General features: G+C 70.5%; 14 protein-coding genes and 1 pseudogene. 10 read left to right on the top strand and 5 right to left on the bottom strand.

Annotation, left to right across the window (positions count from 1 at the left end):
- From ABZV06_RS26575 to ABZV06_RS26565, 3 genes and pseudogenes are all read left to right on the top strand, one after another.
- Nucleotides 1-846, top strand: a pseudogene (locus ABZV06_RS26575) (endo-1,4-beta-xylanase); the annotation flags it as partial.
- A gap of 171 nt (nt 847-1,017) precedes the next feature.
- A complete protein-coding gene (locus tag ABZV06_RS26570) occupies nt 1,018-2,808 on the top strand; it encodes a hypothetical protein (protein ID WP_355624890.1) in 1,791 nt (596 codons plus the stop codon).
- 45 nt (nt 2,809-2,853) lie between these two features.
- Complete coding sequence (locus ABZV06_RS26565; RefSeq protein WP_355624888.1) at nt 2,854-3,927, top strand: glycosyltransferase family 2 protein; 1,074 nt, start codon at nt 2,854-2,856, stop codon at nt 3,925-3,927.
- 17 nt (nt 3,928-3,944) lie between these two features.
- Here ABZV06_RS26565 and ABZV06_RS26560 read toward each other — a convergent pair whose 3' ends face one another.
- Together ABZV06_RS26560 and ABZV06_RS26555 are read right to left on the bottom strand one after the other, a co-directional pair.
- Nucleotides 3,945-4,880, bottom strand: a complete 936-nt coding sequence (locus tag ABZV06_RS26560; RefSeq protein ID WP_355240280.1) for a hypothetical protein — start codon at nt 4,878-4,880, stop codon at nt 3,945-3,947.
- Between the two features lie 149 nt (nt 4,881-5,029).
- The gene (locus ABZV06_RS26555) at nt 5,030-6,772 is read right to left on the bottom strand and encodes a cellulose binding domain-containing protein (RefSeq protein WP_355624886.1); all 1,743 of its coding nucleotides are present in this window, start codon (nt 6,770-6,772) and stop codon (nt 5,030-5,032) included.
- A gap of 813 nt (nt 6,773-7,585) precedes the next feature.
- On the opposite strand from ABZV06_RS26555, the gene ABZV06_RS26550 reads away from it, so the two are divergent.
- From ABZV06_RS26550 to ABZV06_RS26535, 4 genes are all read left to right on the top strand, one after another.
- Entirely contained in the window at nt 7,586-9,154 is a 1,569-nt protein-coding gene (locus tag ABZV06_RS26550) for a pectate lyase (RefSeq protein ID WP_355624884.1), read from the top strand.
- Nucleotides 9,155-9,297: 143 nt separating this feature from the next.
- Nucleotides 9,298-9,987 (top strand): TMEM175 family protein, encoded by a 690-nt coding sequence (locus ABZV06_RS26545; protein ID WP_355240271.1) that lies wholly within the window; start codon nt 9,298-9,300, stop codon nt 9,985-9,987.
- A gap of 83 nt (nt 9,988-10,070) precedes the next feature.
- Nucleotides 10,071-10,829 (top strand): GNAT family N-acetyltransferase, encoded by a 759-nt coding sequence (locus ABZV06_RS26540; RefSeq protein WP_355624882.1) that lies wholly within the window; start codon nt 10,071-10,073, stop codon nt 10,827-10,829.
- A gap of 55 nt (nt 10,830-10,884) precedes the next feature.
- Nucleotides 10,885-11,610 (top strand): tetratricopeptide repeat protein, encoded by a 726-nt coding sequence (locus ABZV06_RS26535; protein ID WP_355624880.1) that lies wholly within the window; start codon nt 10,885-10,887, stop codon nt 11,608-11,610.
- Nucleotides 11,611-11,621: 11 nt separating this feature from the next.
- On the opposite strand, the gene ABZV06_RS26530 is transcribed toward ABZV06_RS26535, so the two are convergent.
- The 3 genes from ABZV06_RS26530 to ABZV06_RS26520 are packed head-to-tail and all read right to left on the bottom strand — an operon-like array spanning nt 11,622 to nt 14,463.
- Entirely contained in the window at nt 11,622-12,359 is a 738-nt protein-coding gene (locus ABZV06_RS26530; RefSeq protein ID WP_355624878.1) for an NADPH-dependent F420 reductase, read from the bottom strand.
- Between the two features lie 30 nt (nt 12,360-12,389).
- Nucleotides 12,390-13,421: an LLM class flavin-dependent oxidoreductase gene (locus ABZV06_RS26525; RefSeq protein ID WP_355624876.1), complete on the bottom strand. Its 1,032-nt coding sequence runs from the start codon at nt 13,419-13,421 to the stop codon at nt 12,390-12,392.
- Complete coding sequence (locus tag ABZV06_RS26520; RefSeq protein WP_355240256.1) at nt 13,414-14,463, bottom strand: LLM class flavin-dependent oxidoreductase; 1,050 nt, start codon at nt 14,461-14,463, stop codon at nt 13,414-13,416. Before ABZV06_RS26520 ends, ABZV06_RS26525 begins: the two co-directional genes overlap by 8 nt.
- A gap of 109 nt (nt 14,464-14,572) precedes the next feature.
- On the opposite strand from ABZV06_RS26520, the gene ABZV06_RS26515 reads away from it, so the two are divergent.
- From ABZV06_RS26515 to ABZV06_RS26505, 3 genes are all read left to right on the top strand, one after another.
- Nucleotides 14,573-15,064: a MarR family transcriptional regulator gene (locus ABZV06_RS26515; RefSeq protein ID WP_355624874.1), complete on the top strand. Its 492-nt coding sequence runs from the start codon at nt 14,573-14,575 to the stop codon at nt 15,062-15,064.
- A 98-nt stretch (nt 15,065-15,162) separates the two neighbouring features.
- Nucleotides 15,163-16,353, top strand: coding sequence for an MFS transporter (locus tag ABZV06_RS26510; RefSeq protein ID WP_355240250.1), 1,191 nt, complete (start codon nt 15,163-15,165; stop codon nt 16,351-16,353).
- A 53-nt stretch (nt 16,354-16,406) separates the two neighbouring features.
- On the top strand, nt 16,407-16,565 hold the full coding sequence (locus tag ABZV06_RS26505; protein ID WP_355240247.1) for a hypothetical protein: 159 nt from the start codon (nt 16,407-16,409) through the stop codon (nt 16,563-16,565).
- Nucleotides 16,566-16,776 lie beyond the last annotated feature (211 nt).

The following is a 16,776-nucleotide window of genomic DNA, read 5'->3' as shown; positions in this document are numbered from 1 at the left end:
GGCATCAACGCGAAGTCCACCGGCATCTACAACATGGTCCGCGACTTCAAGTCCCGCGGTGTACCGATCGACTGCGTCGGCTTCCAGTCCCACCTCGGCACCACGCTGGCCAGCGACTACCAGGCCAACCTGCAACGCTTCGCCGACCTGGGCGTCGACGTGCAGATCACCGAGCTGGACGTGATGACCGGCTCCAACCAGGCCACCATCTACGCCTCCGTGACCCGCGCCTGCCTCGCCGTCGCGCGCTGCACCGGCATCACCACCTGGGGCGTGCGGGACAGCGACTCGTGGCGCGGGGATGACAACGCCCTGCTGTTCGACCGGTCCGGCAACAAGAAGGCGGCGTACACCTCGGTCCTGAACGCCCTCAACGCGGGCAGCGGCACCCCGACCACGCCCCCGCCGGGCTCGCCCGTCGACACCACCGCCTGGTACGTCCTGGTGAACCGCAACAGCGGCAAGGCTCTGGACGTGTACGAGCGGGCGACCAGCGACGGTGCCCGGATCGACCAGTGGACCCGCAACGACGGGGCGTGGCAGCAGTGGCAGTTCGTCGACTCCGGTAGCGGCTACTACCGACTGAAGTCCCGCAACTCCGGCAAGGTTCTGGACGTCTACAACCGCTCGACCGCCGACTCCGCAGCGGTCGTGCAGTGGACCGACGGAAACGGCACCAACCAGCAGTTCCGGCTGGCGGATTCCGGGGGCTACGTACGTCTCATCAACCGCAACAGCGGCAAGGCCGTCGAGGTGCAGGGCGCGTCCACCGCCGACGGCGGCAACGTCGTGCAGTACGCGGACTGGGGCGGCACCAACCAGCAGTGGCAGTTGATCAAGATCGGCTGATCATCGGTCGGTCGAATCGGCGGCGCGGTGGCGCGGACGCTCGTCCGTGCCACCGTCGCCGCTCCCCGCGACGTCTGTTGGTATGTGGCCGTTGCGTCGTGCGCGAGAACACGCCACGCTTCGGACAACAGATGGACAAGCCCGGCACTATTGGAGAGCATCGATTTCATGATTATCCGGTCCGCCACCCCTCCACCGACCTCGACCTCGGAAGACGTGACCCCCGACGAGATCCCCGAGGATCGGCCGCCGGCCGACTGGGGGCGATGGAGTTGGGCGCGTTCCGAATGGACCGTGGCGGTGGCGGCAAGCCTGCTACTGGCGGTGGTGCTGACCTGGCCGACCATGCGCCACCCGGCGACGACGATCCCCGGCGACCTGGGTGATCCGCTGTTGCAGGCGTGGCAGGTCGCCTGGTCGGGGCACGCCCTGCTGAGCAGCCCGGCCGATCTCTGGAACTCGAACACGTTCTACCCCGAGACGTACACCTACGCCTACAGCGACACCCTGCTCGGTTACGCCCCGATGGGGATGCTCGGCTCCGGCTTCACGGCCTCCGTGATCCACTACAACCTGCTGTACGTGCTGCTGCACGCGCTGGCGTCGTTCGGGGCGTACGCCCTGGCGCGGCAGCTCGGCGCGAACCGGTGGGGCGGCGCGGTCGCCGGGATCGCCTGGGCGTACGCGCCCTGGCGGCTGGCGCACTCGGGGCACCTGAACATCCTGTCCAGCGCGGGTATCGCGCTGTCGCTGGCCATGTTGGCCCGTGGTCACGGCTGGTCGCTGCGCCACGGGTACCGGCCCGAGCTGCGCAGGCCCGGCTGGGCGGTGGCCGGGTGGCTCGTCGCCGCCTGGCAGGTCAGCCTCGGCTTCGGCATCGGCCTGCCGCTCGTCTACTTCCTGCTGGCCACGGTCCTGGTCGCGGCCGGCTGTTACGGCTGGTCCTGGTGGCGAAAGCGGGAACGGCCTCCGTTCGGCCGGCGACTGCTGATCGCGGATCTCGTCGGCGGCGGGGCGTTCGGCCTGGTGACGCTGCTGCTGGGCATGGTCTACCTGCGCGTCGTCGACCTCAACCCGCAGGCCGAGCGGACGCTGGACTGGACGAAGATGTTCTCGCCTCCGCTGATCGGGTTCGTCACCGCGCCGGCCGACTCGTGGCTGTGGGGTGAGCGGCACGCCGGCGCACGCGAACAGCTCTCCTGGCCGCCGGAGATGGCGCTGCTGCCGGGCATGATGGTGATCGGGCTGGCCGCGGCGGGGCTGTTCCTCTCGGCGTACCCGCTGCGGCACCGGGTCGCGCTGGGGCTCGGCGCGGTCGGCACGGTGCTGCTGGGCCTGGGCGCCACCCTCGGTGGCGACGGTGACCCGGGCTACCTGACGCTGTCGACGCTCCTGCCGGGTTGGGACGCGTTGCGGACGCCCGGCCGGATGATGCACTGGACGAGCCTGCTGCTGGCGGTGCTGGCGGCCGGCGCGGTGACCGCTCTCGCGGAGTCGTTGCGCCAGTCCACTCCCCGCCGTTGGGCGGCGACCCTCACGCCGCTGGTCCTGCTGATTCCGTTGACAGTGGTCACCCTGGAGGGCGTGAACAACACGCCGCACCCGACCGTGCCACAACCGCCGGCCGCGATGCGGACGGTGCAGGACCCGATCCTCGTGCTGCCGGCCGGGGGACTGGGCGACCTGACGTACATGCTGTGGTCGACCGACGGTTTCCCCCGGCTGACGAACGGTCTGGCCGGCTTCGAACCGGTCAGCCAGGCGCAGACCCGGACGGCGGTGGCGTCGTTCCCCGATCCGGTGAGCATCGCGCACCTGCGGGGGATCGGCGTGCGGTCGGTGATGGTCGTGCCGAGCCGCGTCGTCGGCACGCCGTGGGAGAGCATCGCGACCCGGCCCATCGACGGGTTGGGCATTACCCGGGAGGATCTCGATGGCATGCTGGTCTACCACCTCTGACCGGGTGGGCGCCGGCGACGGACGTCCGGGTACGGGCAGGGTGAGGTGACGAGCGTGCGACTGTCCGTCGTGGTGCCCTGCTTCAACGAGGAGGCGTCGGTCGAGCGGCTGCACGAGACCGTGTGCGCGGCCCTCGCCGAGCTGCCCGACGTCGAGGTCGAGGTCGTGTACGTCGACGACGGCAGCGAGGACGGCACCCTGGAGGCGCTGCGGCGGCTCGCCGCCGCCGACCCCACCGTCTGCTACACGTCGCTGAGCCGCAATTTCGGCAAGGAGGCGGCAATGCTCGCCGGGTTGCAGCGGGCCACCGGCGACGCGGTCGTCATCATGGACGCCGACCTGCAGCATCCGCCGCGCCTGCTGCCCGAGATGGTGACGCTGTACCAGCAGGGCTTCGACCAGGTGATCGCCCGGCGGGACCGGCGCGGTGACCGGTTCGTCCGCATGGTCGCCTCCCGGTCGTTCTACCGCATCATCAACTGGTGGATCGACGTGCGCCTCCAGGACGGCGCGGGCGACTTCCGCCTGCTGTCCCGGCTCGCGGTGGACGCGATACTGGCGATGCCGGAATACAACCGCTTCTCCAAGGGGCTGTTCTCCTGGATCGGCTTCCGCACGGCGGTGGTGGCCCACCCCAACGAGACCCGGCAGGCCGGGCGGAGCAGGTGGACGCTCAGCAAGCTGTTCAACTACGCGTTCGACGGCCTGCTGTCGTTCAACAACCGGCCCCTGCGCCTGGCCATCTACGGCGGGCTGTTCCTCACCCTCATCGCGCTCGCCTACATGGCCTGGGTCGTGGCGGACGCCGTCGAGAAGGGGATCGACGTCCCCGGGTACACCACGATCATCGTCAGCGTGATCGGGCTCGGCGGCATCCAGATGACGATCCTCGGCGTGATCGGGGAGTACATCGGCCGGATCTACTACGAGACCAAACGCCGACCGCACTACCTGGTGCAGGAGACCGAGTACCTCGTCGCGGAGACGGGCGGGACGCTGCGGCGTCCCGTCCCGCCCGCGCCGCGCTCGCCGGTACGGGGTCAACGGGTGCCGCCCGCCCGGGACAATCCCCACCCCGGGCCCGGCCGACGCGAGGTCGGCGACCGCGACGGCAGCTGACCCGGGCCTGCGGCCGGTCAGCGGCCGCAGGTCCGGCACGCGCTGCGGGTACGCAGGTGGTAGTCGCTGGACGCGACGAGGAGGCCGAGCCCCAGCAGGCAGTACGCCGACATGGCCACCCAGAGGAACGCGTCGGAGAACTCACTGGCCGATCCGGAGGCCACCTGCACCATCCCCATGCCGAAGTAGGTGACGATGGCTGCCCCGAGCCCGAAGCCCGGCACCAGCAACAGCCGGCGGGGAATCGTACGGCCGGCGAGCAACGGCACCCAGCCCGGCCAGACCTCACCCCAGGAGTGCACAAGCGCCAGCGGCAACAGCACCCCGGCCAGCACCAGACCGATCTCCAACCCGATGATGGAGGCGTCCTGCGCGACGTCGTCGAAGCCCACCACGGCCTGTGCCGCGAAACGGGTCACGAGCCCGGTCACCGCCACGTACGCTCCCCAGCGCGCCCACGGCGCGGGTGCCGGGCGTCGCTGACCGGGCCGGATCGTCCGGCAGCAGTCGGGACAGTCGCCCCGCGTACGGCGCTGATAGGCGAAGACGGCCAGGCCGAGGAGCACCGCGCCGGTGGCACAACCGAGCCGACTGGCGAACGCCAGCGGGTTGAAGGACGGGCCGGGAGCGAGCAGGAGCAGGCTTACCAGTTCCGGCAGCAGGATCGCCGCCGCCGCGACCAACGCGCCGGCGACCGTCCAGGCCAGTCCCGCCAGCGCCGGTCGCCAGGTCGACGCACGGTCCAGGGCGACCGCCACCGCGCCTGCGGCCAGGCACAACGCCACCGACCGCCAGCCGGTGAATCCGAGCAGGTCCAACCCGAACGGTCCGAACTCCGGCGTCTCGCCGATCGTCCAGGCCAGACGTACGCCCCCGTAGGCCACGGCCCAGGCGAGTACGGCGTACGTCAGGCCGTGGCCGCTGCGGCGCGTGTGGGGTGCCGTCGTCGTCATGTCTGCGATCCTCGCGGGGCGCAGGCCGGCAGGCCTCCCTCCGGTCGGGGAAGGCGCTCCCCGGATCGGGGGAACCGACCCCGCCGGGGCGTGGGGTGCGCGCGATCCGTGCACACCCCACACCCCGCCGGTTCGCCGCCCTGGGACGGTCAGAGCGTGAACACGAGGGTCGAGATGCTGCGTGCGCCGACGTTGATGGTGGCCTGTCCTCCGTTCACGCTTGTCGGCTGGCTGGCCGCGTTGGCGTTCTGCGAGGTCAGGTAGTACTCGGCCCTGCTGACGTTCTGCGGCGCCTGGATCACGGCGTTGTTGACCGCGCTGTTCGACCGGTTGAGGATGACCAGCGTGATCTTGCCGTCACCCTGGTAGGCCGTCACCTCCAGCGGGGACGCCTTGGAACTCTTGGTCAGGGCGACGCGCTGGTAGCCCGGCCGGACGTACTTCGCGTACTGCGAGAACGCGTACCCACGCTTGAGCGGCGCGCCGGCGGTGGTGCCGTAGGCCGCCTCGCCGTCGCCGATGAACGAGTAGTAGCGCTTGCCGTACCACCAGATGTAGGCGCTCCAGTTGGCCTCCATCGACCTGTGCACGGTACGCATGATGTCGTCGAGCGTCTCGTTCCAGACGGCCAGGTTGCTGGGGTTGCCCCAGATGTTCGAGCCGCCGCCGTCCGCCGCGTGCAGGTTCCACTCGGTCATCCACACCGGCTTGTTGTACGTCGCGGCCAGCGGGTACGGGGCCAGCCGCCCTGCGGACTCGGTGCCGTACAGGTGGCCGCCGATGTAACCGATGTTGTTCCGGGCGGTCGCGTCGTTGAGGGTCGGGTCGGTGTAGCCGTAGTTCAGGTTGACCGCCTCGGCCACCATCAGCTTGGTGTTCTGCACCTTCGCACCCTGGTCGCGGACGAAGGTGCGCAGCTCGGTGCCGCTCCAGTCCATCGAGTCGTAGTCGGGGTGCCAGTCCGGCTCGTTCTGCACGGACGTGACGTCGATGGTCACGCCCTGACCCCGCATGTACTGGACGTAGCTGTTCAGGTGGTTCGCGTAGTCGTCGTAGTAGTCGGTCTTCAGCTTGCCGCCGTTGGTCCTGCTGTTGTTGGTCTTCCAGGCCGCGGGCGCGGTCCACGGCGAGGCGAGGATCTTCACGTTCGACCCGTACGCCTTCGCGGTCTTCAACGAGTTGACGTGGGTCGCCCACTCGCTGGACTCCGGTGAGAGGCCGGTCCGCACGATGGACAGGCCGAGCTGGTTGGCGCCCAGCCCGACCAGCGTCTGCGTGTCGGTGGTCGACCAGGCGCTGCCCCAGATCGACTGGGCGGCGCCGAAGCCGTCGACGGTCTGGTACCTGGTGGCGCTGTTCACCGTGATGTCCGCCGGGCCGTTGGGCGGCGGTGTGGTCGGGGGCGGTGTGGTCGGCGGCGGTGTGGTGGGCGGTGGGGTGGTCGGGGGCGCCGAGGTGGGCGGCGGTGTCGTCGGTGTCGTGTCGCCGGTGCAGGTCACGCCGTTCAGCACGAAGCTGGACGGGTCGGGGTTGCTGCCCGTCCACGAGCCGTTGAAGCCGAACGACGCGGTCCCGTTGGTCGGGATGGCACCGTTGTAGCTGACGTTCTTGGCGGTGACCGCTGCGCCGCTCTGGGTCAGTGTCGTGTTCCAGGCCTGCGTGACGGTCTGGCCGGCGCTGTAGGACCAGTTCAGCGTCCAACTGCTGACCGCGTCGCCGAGGTTGGTGATGGTGACGTTCGCGCCGAAGCCGCTCTGCCACTGCGATGACACGGCGTAGTCCACGGCACAGCCGGCGGCTGCGGCGCCGGCCGGCGCGGCCAGGGCGACCGCCGTCGACGCCAGCAGGACGGCGCCTGCCGACATCAGGGCGGTGTTGGTTCGTTTTCTCATCAGACTTCTCCCGAGGTGGTGGTGGCCGACGCGTCCGGGCTGGTCGTTCGGGGGAGCGTCGGGCGGTACGTCGGGCATCGCCGGGAGCGCTCCCAGGCGTGCGACGGCGGGGTGTCGGATGTCGGCTGTCCAGATCAGCCGGCCGGTCACCTCGACATGTCTCTCGGCCGCCGAGTCCGGGGCTGCGCGAACAGTCGCGGAGGGGCACCGGGGGAGCGCCGGTGCGGCGGCCGAAACGTCGACGCCGGACCGAGGCTCGCGTCGGCGGTGCTGAGGGTGCGGCGACGCGAGGTTGACGGTGCGGCGAACGGGTCCGGCGGGACTGCGGCACCCTCCTTTGTCGACCGGCTCGGCGGACGGCCGGGCGCTCTGCTCATTCGTGGGCCCGCGGGTGAGTGCCGCACTGCGAGCGCACGAAACAGTTTCTCGTAGCAAGGAATTTATTTCGTTCGATGCCCCCTTGTCAACGCCACATCCACCCAGCCCTCGCCAACCCTCGCCCACCCCGCCTGCCCCGCAGGGTCGAGGCGGTCGGGGCTGCAAAAAACCTGCAAACGGTAGCTATTGCTTCAGGGAAAACGCTTTCCCTACGATTGCTGCACGTCGATGTTTTCCCTGGATCGGCTCGGCACGCCTCGGAGTGCTGCCGGCTGCGTGCCGCCCGGCCAGCGGCTCTGCCTCAGGCGTCAGGGTGAGGATATTGCCGACGATCGATTAGTAATTGATTGTTGCCTATTCCGGGTTGCGTGACGGCGGTCATCCCGGACCGTCCGACATCGGCGCATCACTCGATTTCTTCGAAGGTGAGGCGAGATGAGACGAACAGTCGTACGGCGACTTCCGGCCGCGCTCGTGACGGTGGCCGTCGGGGTCGCGGCCGGCGTGGCCCTGCAGGGCCCCCGGCCCGCGGCGGCGGTGGGTGCCGCCACCGGCTACGCCACCCAGAACGGCGGGACCACCGGGGGCGCGGGCGGGCAGACGGTACGCGCCAGCACCGGCACCGCGATCCACGCCGCGCTCTGTGGGCGTGCCAGCAGCAGCACTCCGATCACCATCGAGGTCACCGGGACGATCAACCACGGCAACACCACCAAGGTCTCGGGTGCGAGCTGCAACACGGCGGACGGCGTGATCGAGCTGAAGCAGATCAGCAACGTCACCATCATCGGGGTCGGTAGTGGAGCGGTCTTCGACCAGTTGGGCATCCACATCCGCGATTCCCGCAACATCATCATCCAGAACGTGACGGTCCGGAACGTCAAGAAGTCGGGGTCGCCGACCTCCAACGGTGGGGACGCCATCGGCATGGAGAGCACGGTCCGCAACGTGTGGGTCGACCACGTGACCCTGGAGGCGTCCGGCGGGGAGTCCGAGGGGTACGACGGCCTCTTCGACATGAAGGACGACACCCAGTACGTGACGCTGTCGTACAGCGTCCTGCGCAACTCCGGTCGTGGGGGCCTCATCGGGTCCAGTGAGAGCGACCTGTCGAACGGCTTCGTCACGTTCCACCACAACCTCTACCAGAACATCGACTCCCGCACGCCGTTGCTGCGCGGGGGCGTCGCCCACATCTACAACAACAGCTACGTGAGCCTCAACGAGTCGGGCATCAACTCCCGAGCCGGCGCCCGGGCCAGGGTGGAGAACAACCACTTCCGCGACTCGAAGGACGTGCTGGGCACCTTCTACACCGACGAGCGCGGTTACTGGCAGGTCAGCGGCAACATCTTCGACAACGTCACCTGGTCCACCCCCGGCAGCGAGAACTACCCCGCCGGCCCCAACCCGACGTCCACCACCACCGTCAGCATCCCGTACGCGTACCGCCTCGACGGCGCGAGCTGCGTCCCCAGCGTCGTCGGTCAGACGGCGGGTGCCAACACGGGCCTGCGGGTGTCCGACGGAAGCTGCTCGGCGCAGACACCGCCGCCGACCACGGCCCCGCCCACCACGCCGCCCCCGACCACCGCACCGCCCACCACGCCGCCCCCGACCACGCCCCCGCCGGCCGGCGGGACGAACCTCAGCCTGGGCGCCGGCGCCGACGGCTCCAGCAAGGCCAGCGGAACCAGCTACGGGAACGTGCGCGACGGCGACATCAGTACGTACTGGTCGCCGGCCGGATCGACCGGCTCCATCTCGATCAAGTGGGGAACCGCCACCCGGGTCTCCCGCGTGATCATTCGAGAGCCCTCCGGAACCCAGGGTTCCATCGGATCCTGGCAGCTCGTCAACCACGACACCGGCGCCGTCCTGGCCTCGGGGGCGGGCGCGGGCGCGATCAGCTTCGCCGCGACGACGTTGAGCAAGATAACCTTCAAGATCAACAGCTCCAGCGGTACGCCCCGGGTCGGCGAGTTCGAGACGTACGCCAGCTGATGCGGTGGTGAGCGGCATACCTCAGAGGTATGAATATTCCTGCTAGGAATATCGCTCCGGAGCGTATCGGCGAGGGCGGCGGGTCTGAGCCCGCCGCCCTCAATGACGCTCGGTGGTCGCCTGCTCACTGCTAGCATGCGGCAATGTCCGCAGGTGAACGGGGGATCCCCGCAGACGACAGCGGCCTCGCGGTGACCGACGCGGGCCGCCTGGCGGCCTTCAGCGACGGGGTGTTCGCCATCGTCATCACGCTGCTGGTGCTGGATCTGCGGGTGCCGGATTTCCACGAGGGCGGGCTGTCCGAGGGGCTTCTCGGTGAGGGGCCGTCATATCTGGCGTTCGTGGTGTCGTTCATCTACGTCGGCGTCCTCTGGCTGAATCATCACGCGGTGCTCCAACTGGTGCGGGGCACCACCCCCGCGTTCAGCTCGATCAACCTCGGCATCCTCTTCGGCGTGGTGATCATTCCGTTCCCCACCGCCGTCCTGGCGTCGGCGTTGGCCGACGGCAACACCGACGACCTGCGAGTGGCCGTCGTCCTGTACGCGTTCGCCGCGTCGCTGATGTCGGCGCCCTGGTGGGTGCTCTTCGCCTACGTGCGTCGCCATCCGGCGCTGCGGGCCGACACCGTCACCCCGGACCAGGTACGGGTGCAGGAGCTTCGCCCGATCGTCGGCCTGGTCCTCTACGGTCTGACCGGTCTGCTCGGCTGGCTGGTGCACCCGCTCCTCGGTCTGATCGGCGTAGTCGTAATGATCATCTTCCATGGCGCCACCAGCCAGGGACTCCGCGCCGGGCGGTGGTGGCCCGGGCGTGGCTCCCGCCGATCCTGACCCCCGCCGTACCTCGGTTCACGCAGGTCGCGAAGCTGCGGCTATCTTTGCGCGCTTGGGGGAGTTCGTCAGGGGGGATGGGCATGAAGGTCATCGGAGATCGGATGGCGGCGGCGTACGACGTCGCCTTCGAGGATCTGTGTGCGGCGACGCCGAAGGGCTACTACGCGCGGCGGGGCACCGCCCGTGCGGCGGTCACCCATGCGGGAGCGGCCACGCTGAACGTGGCGTACGACCTGTCGCCGACGCCGGATCTCGAGGCGCTCGACGAGATGGCGGTCGAGGTGGGCCGGCAGGTCGAGGCCTGGGCGATCGTGGTCCGGGGCGACGCCGACAGCGCGGTTGCCGAGCTGGCCGCCCGCCACGGGCTCTCCGCGCGCAGCGCTCTGCCCCTGCTCGCCTGCACGGCGGACGAGCTGGTCTACCGGACCGACGAGGCGCAGCGCGAGCGCGTACGACGGGTCGGCGCGGCGGACAGTGACCGGTACACGGACGTTCTCACCAGGGGTTTCGAGGCCCCGGATGGTCTGTTCGGGTCGTTGATGGGCGGCGCGGTCCTCGACGCCGAGCGCATCGACGGCTACCTGTACGAAGAGGACGGCCAGTTCCTCGGCACCGGTCTCGGCATGCACACCCGGGGTGTCGTCGGCGTGTTCAACATCGCTGTCGTCCCGAGCGCACGCGGTCGTGGCGTGGGGCGTGCGATCACCGAGGAGGTGCTGCGCGACGGCGTCGCCGCCGGCGCGGACGCGGCGTACCTCCAGTCCAGCGCGCTCGGCCGACCTCTGTACGAGTCGATGGGCTTCCGCTTCGAGGAGAACTGGACGGCCCTGCATGCGTGAGCAGCGCCGAGAGGGTAGGCGCGACGGTGCACGACACACGACAGGGGCATCGACCGTGAGTTTCAGTGCGGACGTCCGTTCGGCCTTCCGGCGTGGGGAGACCGACGCGGTGGTACGGATGAGTGCGGCCGAGATCGAGCGGGCCCGGGCCGTCGGCGACGCGGCGGGCGAGGTGGAGGCCCGCTACAGCATGGCCCGGGTGGCGATCCGTGGCGGTGACCTGCCGCTCGGGGAGGCGCGGGCGCGCGAGGCGCTCGACGTCGCGGTGCGCTCCGGCGACCGCGCGTTGGAGGAGCGACCCCGGCACGTGCTGGCCGCAGTGGCGCGGATGGCGGGCGACCTGACCCGGGCGCGGGACCTGTACCGCGAGAGCATCGCGCTGAACGAGGCGCTGGGTCGGCCGGAGACCGTCAACTCCGAGACGCACAACCTGGCCTTCTGCGAGCTGGGCCTGGGCAACCTCGCGGAGGCGAGGAGGCTGTTCGCCGTCAGCCGTACCCGGGTGTTCCGGAACGGCTGGGACGACTTTGTGCCGTACGTCTGCGTGGCGGGCGCGGCGCTCGCCTCCGCCGAGGGCGACCACCCACGGGCTGCGCTCATGGTCGGCCTGGCGGACGCGGCGTTCGCGGCCCTCGGCCAGGTACCGGACCCGGACGACGCGGCCGACCTCGCCGCCGTGCGTGACGCCGCGGTCGAGGCGCTCGGCCACGACGACTACGCCGCCGCGCTGGAGCGAGGTCGGCAGCTCGACCCTCGGACGGCGTTCGACGACGACCACTGAGGTCCGGGCGGTCAGGCCGAGGAGTCGTGGCCTGCCTGGGCAGCGCGGTCGTCGCCGGCGCGCGCGGCGGCGACGACCCGGCCGCGATCCGACTCGGGAAAGCGCCGGAGGAGGGCACGCACCTCGTCGGCGCTCACGTTGGCGCCGAATAACTCGCTGCCCGGTTCGAGTCGTACGCCCTCGGCGAGAGGGCCGGCGACGACCGGGTCGAAGCCGAGGGCGTCCACCAGCGAGGCCACCGGCGCGAGGTCGTCCTCGTCGTCCCCGGCGATCGCGATGGCCTTGCGCCCGGCCGTGCCCGCCGGTCGCGACCCGTCCTCGAGATCGTGGTACCCCATGTGGTTGAACGCCTTGACGACCCGCGACCCGGCCAGGAACGCCTGGACGATCTCGCTGGACGAGGTACGCGGGTCGGTCAGGTCGTCGCGGATGCCGTCGATTTCCCACCAGTAGTTCATCGCGTCGACGACGAGCTTGCCGCGCAGCGCCTCGGCGGGGAGCGCACGGTACTTGCCCAGCGGAAGGGCGAGGATGACGATGTCGGCGTCGGCCACGGCGTCGACCGCGGTGGTGGCCACCGCCCCTGGCGTGAGCACCTCGATGGTCAGGGCGATCTTCGCCGGATCGCCGGAGCCGGCGACGAGCACCCGGTAGCCGGCGGCGAGCGCGAGCCGGGCGAGGACGGTGCCCACCTTGCCGGCGCCGAGGACGGCGAGGGTCCGGGGTCGGTCGGAGCCGCTGTCATTCATGTCTTCCTTCCCGAGGGGTCGGTCGGTGGGTCAGCTGGCCAGGATGTCGCGGACCATGGGGATCACCCGGGAGCCGTAGAGTTCCACGGCGCGCATCCGGGCGCTCACGGGCTGCGCCCCGGCGGTGTAGATGAGGTCGAACCGGCCGACGCCGAGACCCTTGATGGCGCTGGCCATCCGGCGGGCCACCGTCTCCGGCGAGCCGATGTAGAGCGAGCCGTGCTCCACCTCCGAGTCGAACTCCTGGCGGCGGATCGGCGGCCAGCCGCGCAGCGCGCCGATCCGGTCGCGCATGACCCGGTAGTGCGGCCAGTACAGTTCCTTGGCCTCCTCGTCGGTGTCGGCGACGAAGCCGGGCGAGTGCATCCCGACCGGGTGCGCGGTGGTGCCGAGCTGGTCGGCCGCCCGGCGGTAGAGGTCGATGTAGGGCGCGAAACGCTCGGGAGCGCCGCCGATGATGGCGAGCATGAGCGGCAGGCCGTACCGGGCGGTCCGCACCACCGACTGCGGAGAGCCGCCCACGCCCACCCAGGTGGTGAGGCGTCCCGACTCCGTCTTGGGGAAGACGTCGGCGTCCTTGAGCGGAGCGCGGGTGGTACCACTCCAGGTGACCGGCTGCTCGTCGAGCAGCTTCGCGAACAGCTCGATCCGCTCCTCGAACAGCACGTCGTAGTCGGCCAGGTCGTAGCCGAACAGGGGGAAGGACTCGGTGAACGAGCCCCGGCCGAGGATGACGTCGGCCCGGCCGTGCGACAGCGCGTCGACAGTGGCGAAACGCTGGAACACGCGGACCGGGTCGTCCGAGCTGAGCACCGTGACGCCGGAGGAGAGCCGAATCCGCGAGGTGCGGGTGGCGATGCCCGCCAGCACCGTCTCCGGTGTCGACACCGAGTACTCCGGTCGGTGGTGCTCGCCGAGGGCGATGACGTCGACGCCGAGGTCGTCGGCCAGCACCGCCTCGTCGACGACCTGCCGGATCGCTGCGGCGTGGGACACCGGCTTGCCCGAGTCGTCCTCCGGTACGTCACCGAAGGTGTCGAGGCCGAACACGAGATCAGACATTGGTGGGCTCCTTCGCCAACAGCTCCCGGACCCGTGGCGCGACCTCGCTGCCGAGCAGCTCGATGGTGCGCGCCCGCGCCTCGCGAGGCAGGTGCATGATGTCGTACTTCAGGTCGAACCGGCTCAGCCCCAGGTCGCGGGCCGTCGTGGCGATCTTGCGGGCGACCGTCTCCGGCGACCCCACGAACAGCGCGCCGTGGTCGACCTCGGCCTCGTAGCGCGCGCGATCCGGCTTGTAGAAACCGCGCTCCTCGGCGAGCCGCGCCACGGTCGGCTGCCAGTACCGCCACCACGTCTCGACCGCCTCCTGGTCGGTGTCCGCCACGAGGCCGAGCGAGTGCTGTCCGACCGGCCGCGCGGCATGCCCGAACTGGTCGAGAGCCCGGTGGTAGAGGTCGACGTGACCGGCGAACCGCTGTGGGCGTCCACCGATGATCGCCAGCATGAGCGGGAGCCCGTGCCGGGCGGCGCGGATCACCGAGTTGGGGCTTCCGCCGACGCCGATCCAGGTCGGGATTCCGCCCGGACGCATGCGCGGATGCAGCCGCTGCGCGACCAGAGGGCTGCGGGCGGTTCCGGTCCAGGTGACCGTTTCGTCACGCTGGAGCTGGAGGAAGAGGTCCAGCTTCTCCTCGAACAACCGTTCGTAGTCCGCCAGGTCGTAACCGAACAGGGGGAACGACTCGGTCGCCGACGCCCGCCCGAGGACCAGTTGGGCCCGGCCGTCGCTGACCGCGTCCAGGGTGGCGAACTCGTGGTAGAGCCGCACCGGGTCGTTCGTGCTGAGGACGGTGACCGAGGTGCCGAGCCTGATCCGGTCGGTCGCCGTGGCCATCGCCGCGAGCAGGACGGGCGTGGCCGAGTCGTTGTGCCCCTCGCGGTAGTGCTCGCCCAGGCTGAACACGTCGAGGCCGACCGACTCCGCGAGCCGGGCCTCGTCCACCAGCAGTCGTACGGTCTCGGCGTCACTCAGCGTGCGGTCGCCGTCGGTGGCTACCTCGCCGAACGAGTTGAGTCCCAACTCGAAAGCCCCGGCCGTCATGTCTCCTCCTCGGCGTTCCTCGCCGTCGACACGTGGGAAGTAGCCTCCCCGGTTGACGTGTCAATGATGCTAACCTGCCAATTGACACGTCAATTCCCGGGAGCTTCCAATGGTCGACGCCATACCCGAGCGGCGGAGGGGCCGCCAGCTGCCGACGATGGAGGAGCTGCGGATCTGGCGGAACTTCGTCGAGACGACGGAGATCCTCACCTCCCGGGTCGGGTCACGTCTCCAGGTCGACTCTTCCCTCTCGTCGGGCGACTACGCCGTCCTGCTCGCGCTCACCGAGGCGCCGGAGACACGGATGCGCTCCTCCGCCCTCGCCGCACACATCGGGTGGGAGCGGAGCCGGCTCTCGCACCACCTGGGCCGGATGGAACGACGCGGGCTCATCCGTCGCGAGGAGTGCGCGACCGTTCCGCGCGGGTCGCAGGTGCTCCTCACCCCGGTCGGGGCCGAGGCGTTCCAGCGGGCCACCTTCGGGCATCTGCGCACCATCCGGGAGCTGTTCGTCGACGCCCTCACTCCGGACCAGCTCCGCGCGGCCGGCGACATCGCGGCGGCGCTGCGCGAGCACCTCGGGCCGCGCGACGACGCGTAGTCCGCACGCGCCGCGTCGGCGCATGGAGGGCGGCACATCGGGTACGCCGCTGCGGCCGTCGAGCCCGACGCCCGCCGGGCAGCACGAGGAGTACCGACATGTCGATCGCGGGGCGGGCGCGACTCGCGCCCAACGCCTCCCTGGTGCTGCTGGCGTCGATCCTCGTGTCGTTCCTGGCCGCCTCGGCGGCGCCGACCCCGCTCTACGGGATCTACCAGGAGCGCTGGCACTTCTCGCCGGTCACGACCACCGCCGTCTTCGCGGTCTACGCGCTCGCGGTGCTGGCATCCCTGCTCACCTTCGGCAAGCTCTCCGACCACGTCGGCCGGCGACCGGTCCTGGCTGCCGCGATCGCCGTGCAGATCCTCGCGCTGGTGGTCTTCATCCTCGCCAACGGTGTTCCCGCGCTGGTGGTCGCCCGCCTCGTGCAGGGACTCGCGGCGGGTGCCGCCACGGGAGCCGTCGGCGCGGCCATGCTCGACATCGACCGTGCCCGCGGGACGCTCGCGAACTCGATCGCCCCCGGTCTCGGCACCGGCAGCGGCGCCCTGCTCTCGGCGCTGCTCATCCGCTACCTACCCGCGCCGACCCGGCTGGTGTACGTCGTCCTCGTCGCGGTCCTGCTGATCCAGGCCGTCGGGGTCGCGCTGATGCCGGAGACCGTCACGCGGATGGCGGGCGCGCGGCGCAGTCTGCGACCGGAGATCAGGCTGCCGCGCCCCGTACGCGGACCGGTGCTGGTCGTCGCCCCGGTGCTGTTCGCGGTCTGGGCGTTGGCCGGCTTCTTCGGCGCGCTCGGCCCGGCGCTCGTGCACAGTCTGATGGAACCGTCGATCGTGGTCGCCGGTCTGGTCCTCTTCGTCTTCGCGCTCTTCGGGTCGGTTGCCGTCCTGGTGCTGCGGGACACCCCGGCGCGGCGGGTGATCCTGACCGGGATCGTCGCCCTCATCCTGGGCATGGTCGTCACGGTGGTCGCGGTCATGGCCGAGTCCGTACCCGGGTTCTTCGTCGGTCTCGCGCTCGGCGGCGTCGGCTTCGGCGGTGGGTTCCAGGGCAGCCTCAAGACGATCATGCCGCTGGTCGGGGCGCACGAACGCGCCAGCGTGCTGTCGCTGCTCTACGTCGTCTGTTACGTCGGGTTCGGCCTCCCCACCGTTATCGCCGGCTTTCTCGTGGTGTACGGCGGAGGGCTCCCGCGGACGGCCGACGAGTACTCCGTCGCCGTCATCCTCCTCGCGCTCGTCGCCCTGTTCGGGCTGCGCCGGGCGACGCGGGCGGCACCTGGCTGATGCCTCGAACGCCGTACCTCGGCGAGGCGCGGGACGTAGCGTGGTGATCGTCGGTGGTGGTCGAGGTGATCGACCTGGCGGGCGCGCTGCGGCGCGCGGCGGCCGCCCACGGCGCGCACGAGGAGCGTACCGGCGAGCGGGACGAGAACTGGCCCGACTGGTACGCGACGTACCTGGTGGCCGAGGAGTCCGGGGCGACGCTGCCGGAGTGAGCGACGCCCCGCCGCGCCCGCCGGTCCACCGAGGCCGTCGCGGGTGCGGCTGCCGTAATCATCGAATGTATGTGGAACCGATTGTCTGACGCGTGCCGTCGTCGTGTCTGTCGATCCGCAGCACGCTTCCGATCGGGCCGGGCCTCGGCCGACAGGGGCCGGGCCGCCGGGCGGCGGTGATCCAGCAGCGATCGACCGTTGCCTATTGCGT

It is taken from the genome of Micromonospora sp. NPDC005172 (genome assembly GCF_040608555.1).
Classification (GTDB): Bacteria; Actinomycetota; Actinomycetes; order Mycobacteriales; family Micromonosporaceae; genus Micromonospora.
This window is presented reverse-complemented; position numbering and strand designations above follow the sequence as displayed.

Excerpts from the sequence above, each read along its gene's own strand:
- ABZV06_RS26520 (WP_355240256.1), bottom strand. The coding sequence starts at position 14,463 with ATGACGGCCGGGGCTTTCGAGTTGGGACTCAACTCGTTCGGCGAGGTA.
- ABZV06_RS26525 (WP_355624876.1), bottom strand. The coding sequence starts at position 13,421 with ATGTCTGATCTCGTGTTCGGCCTCGACACCTTCGGTGACGTACCGGAG.
- ABZV06_RS26560 (WP_355240280.1), bottom strand. The coding sequence starts at position 4,880 with ATGACGACGACGGCACCCCACACGCGCCGCAGCGGCCACGGCCTGACG.
- ABZV06_RS26530 (WP_355624878.1), bottom strand. The coding sequence starts at position 12,359 with ATGAATGACAGCGGCTCCGACCGACCCCGGACCCTCGCCGTCCTCGGC.
- ABZV06_RS26515 (WP_355624874.1), top strand. The coding sequence starts at position 14,573 with ATGGTCGACGCCATACCCGAGCGGCGGAGGGGCCGCCAGCTGCCGACG.
- ABZV06_RS26570 (WP_355624890.1), top strand. The coding sequence starts at position 1,018 with ATGATTATCCGGTCCGCCACCCCTCCACCGACCTCGACCTCGGAAGAC.
- ABZV06_RS26545 (WP_355240271.1), top strand. The coding sequence starts at position 9,298 with ATGTCCGCAGGTGAACGGGGGATCCCCGCAGACGACAGCGGCCTCGCG.
- ABZV06_RS26540 (WP_355624882.1), top strand. The coding sequence starts at position 10,071 with ATGAAGGTCATCGGAGATCGGATGGCGGCGGCGTACGACGTCGCCTTC.
- ABZV06_RS26510 (WP_355240250.1), top strand. The coding sequence starts at position 15,163 with ATGTCGATCGCGGGGCGGGCGCGACTCGCGCCCAACGCCTCCCTGGTG.
- ABZV06_RS26555 (WP_355624886.1), bottom strand. The coding sequence starts at position 6,772 with ATGAGAAAACGAACCAACACCGCCCTGATGTCGGCAGGCGCCGTCCTG.
- ABZV06_RS26550 (WP_355624884.1), top strand. The coding sequence starts at position 7,586 with ATGAGACGAACAGTCGTACGGCGACTTCCGGCCGCGCTCGTGACGGTG.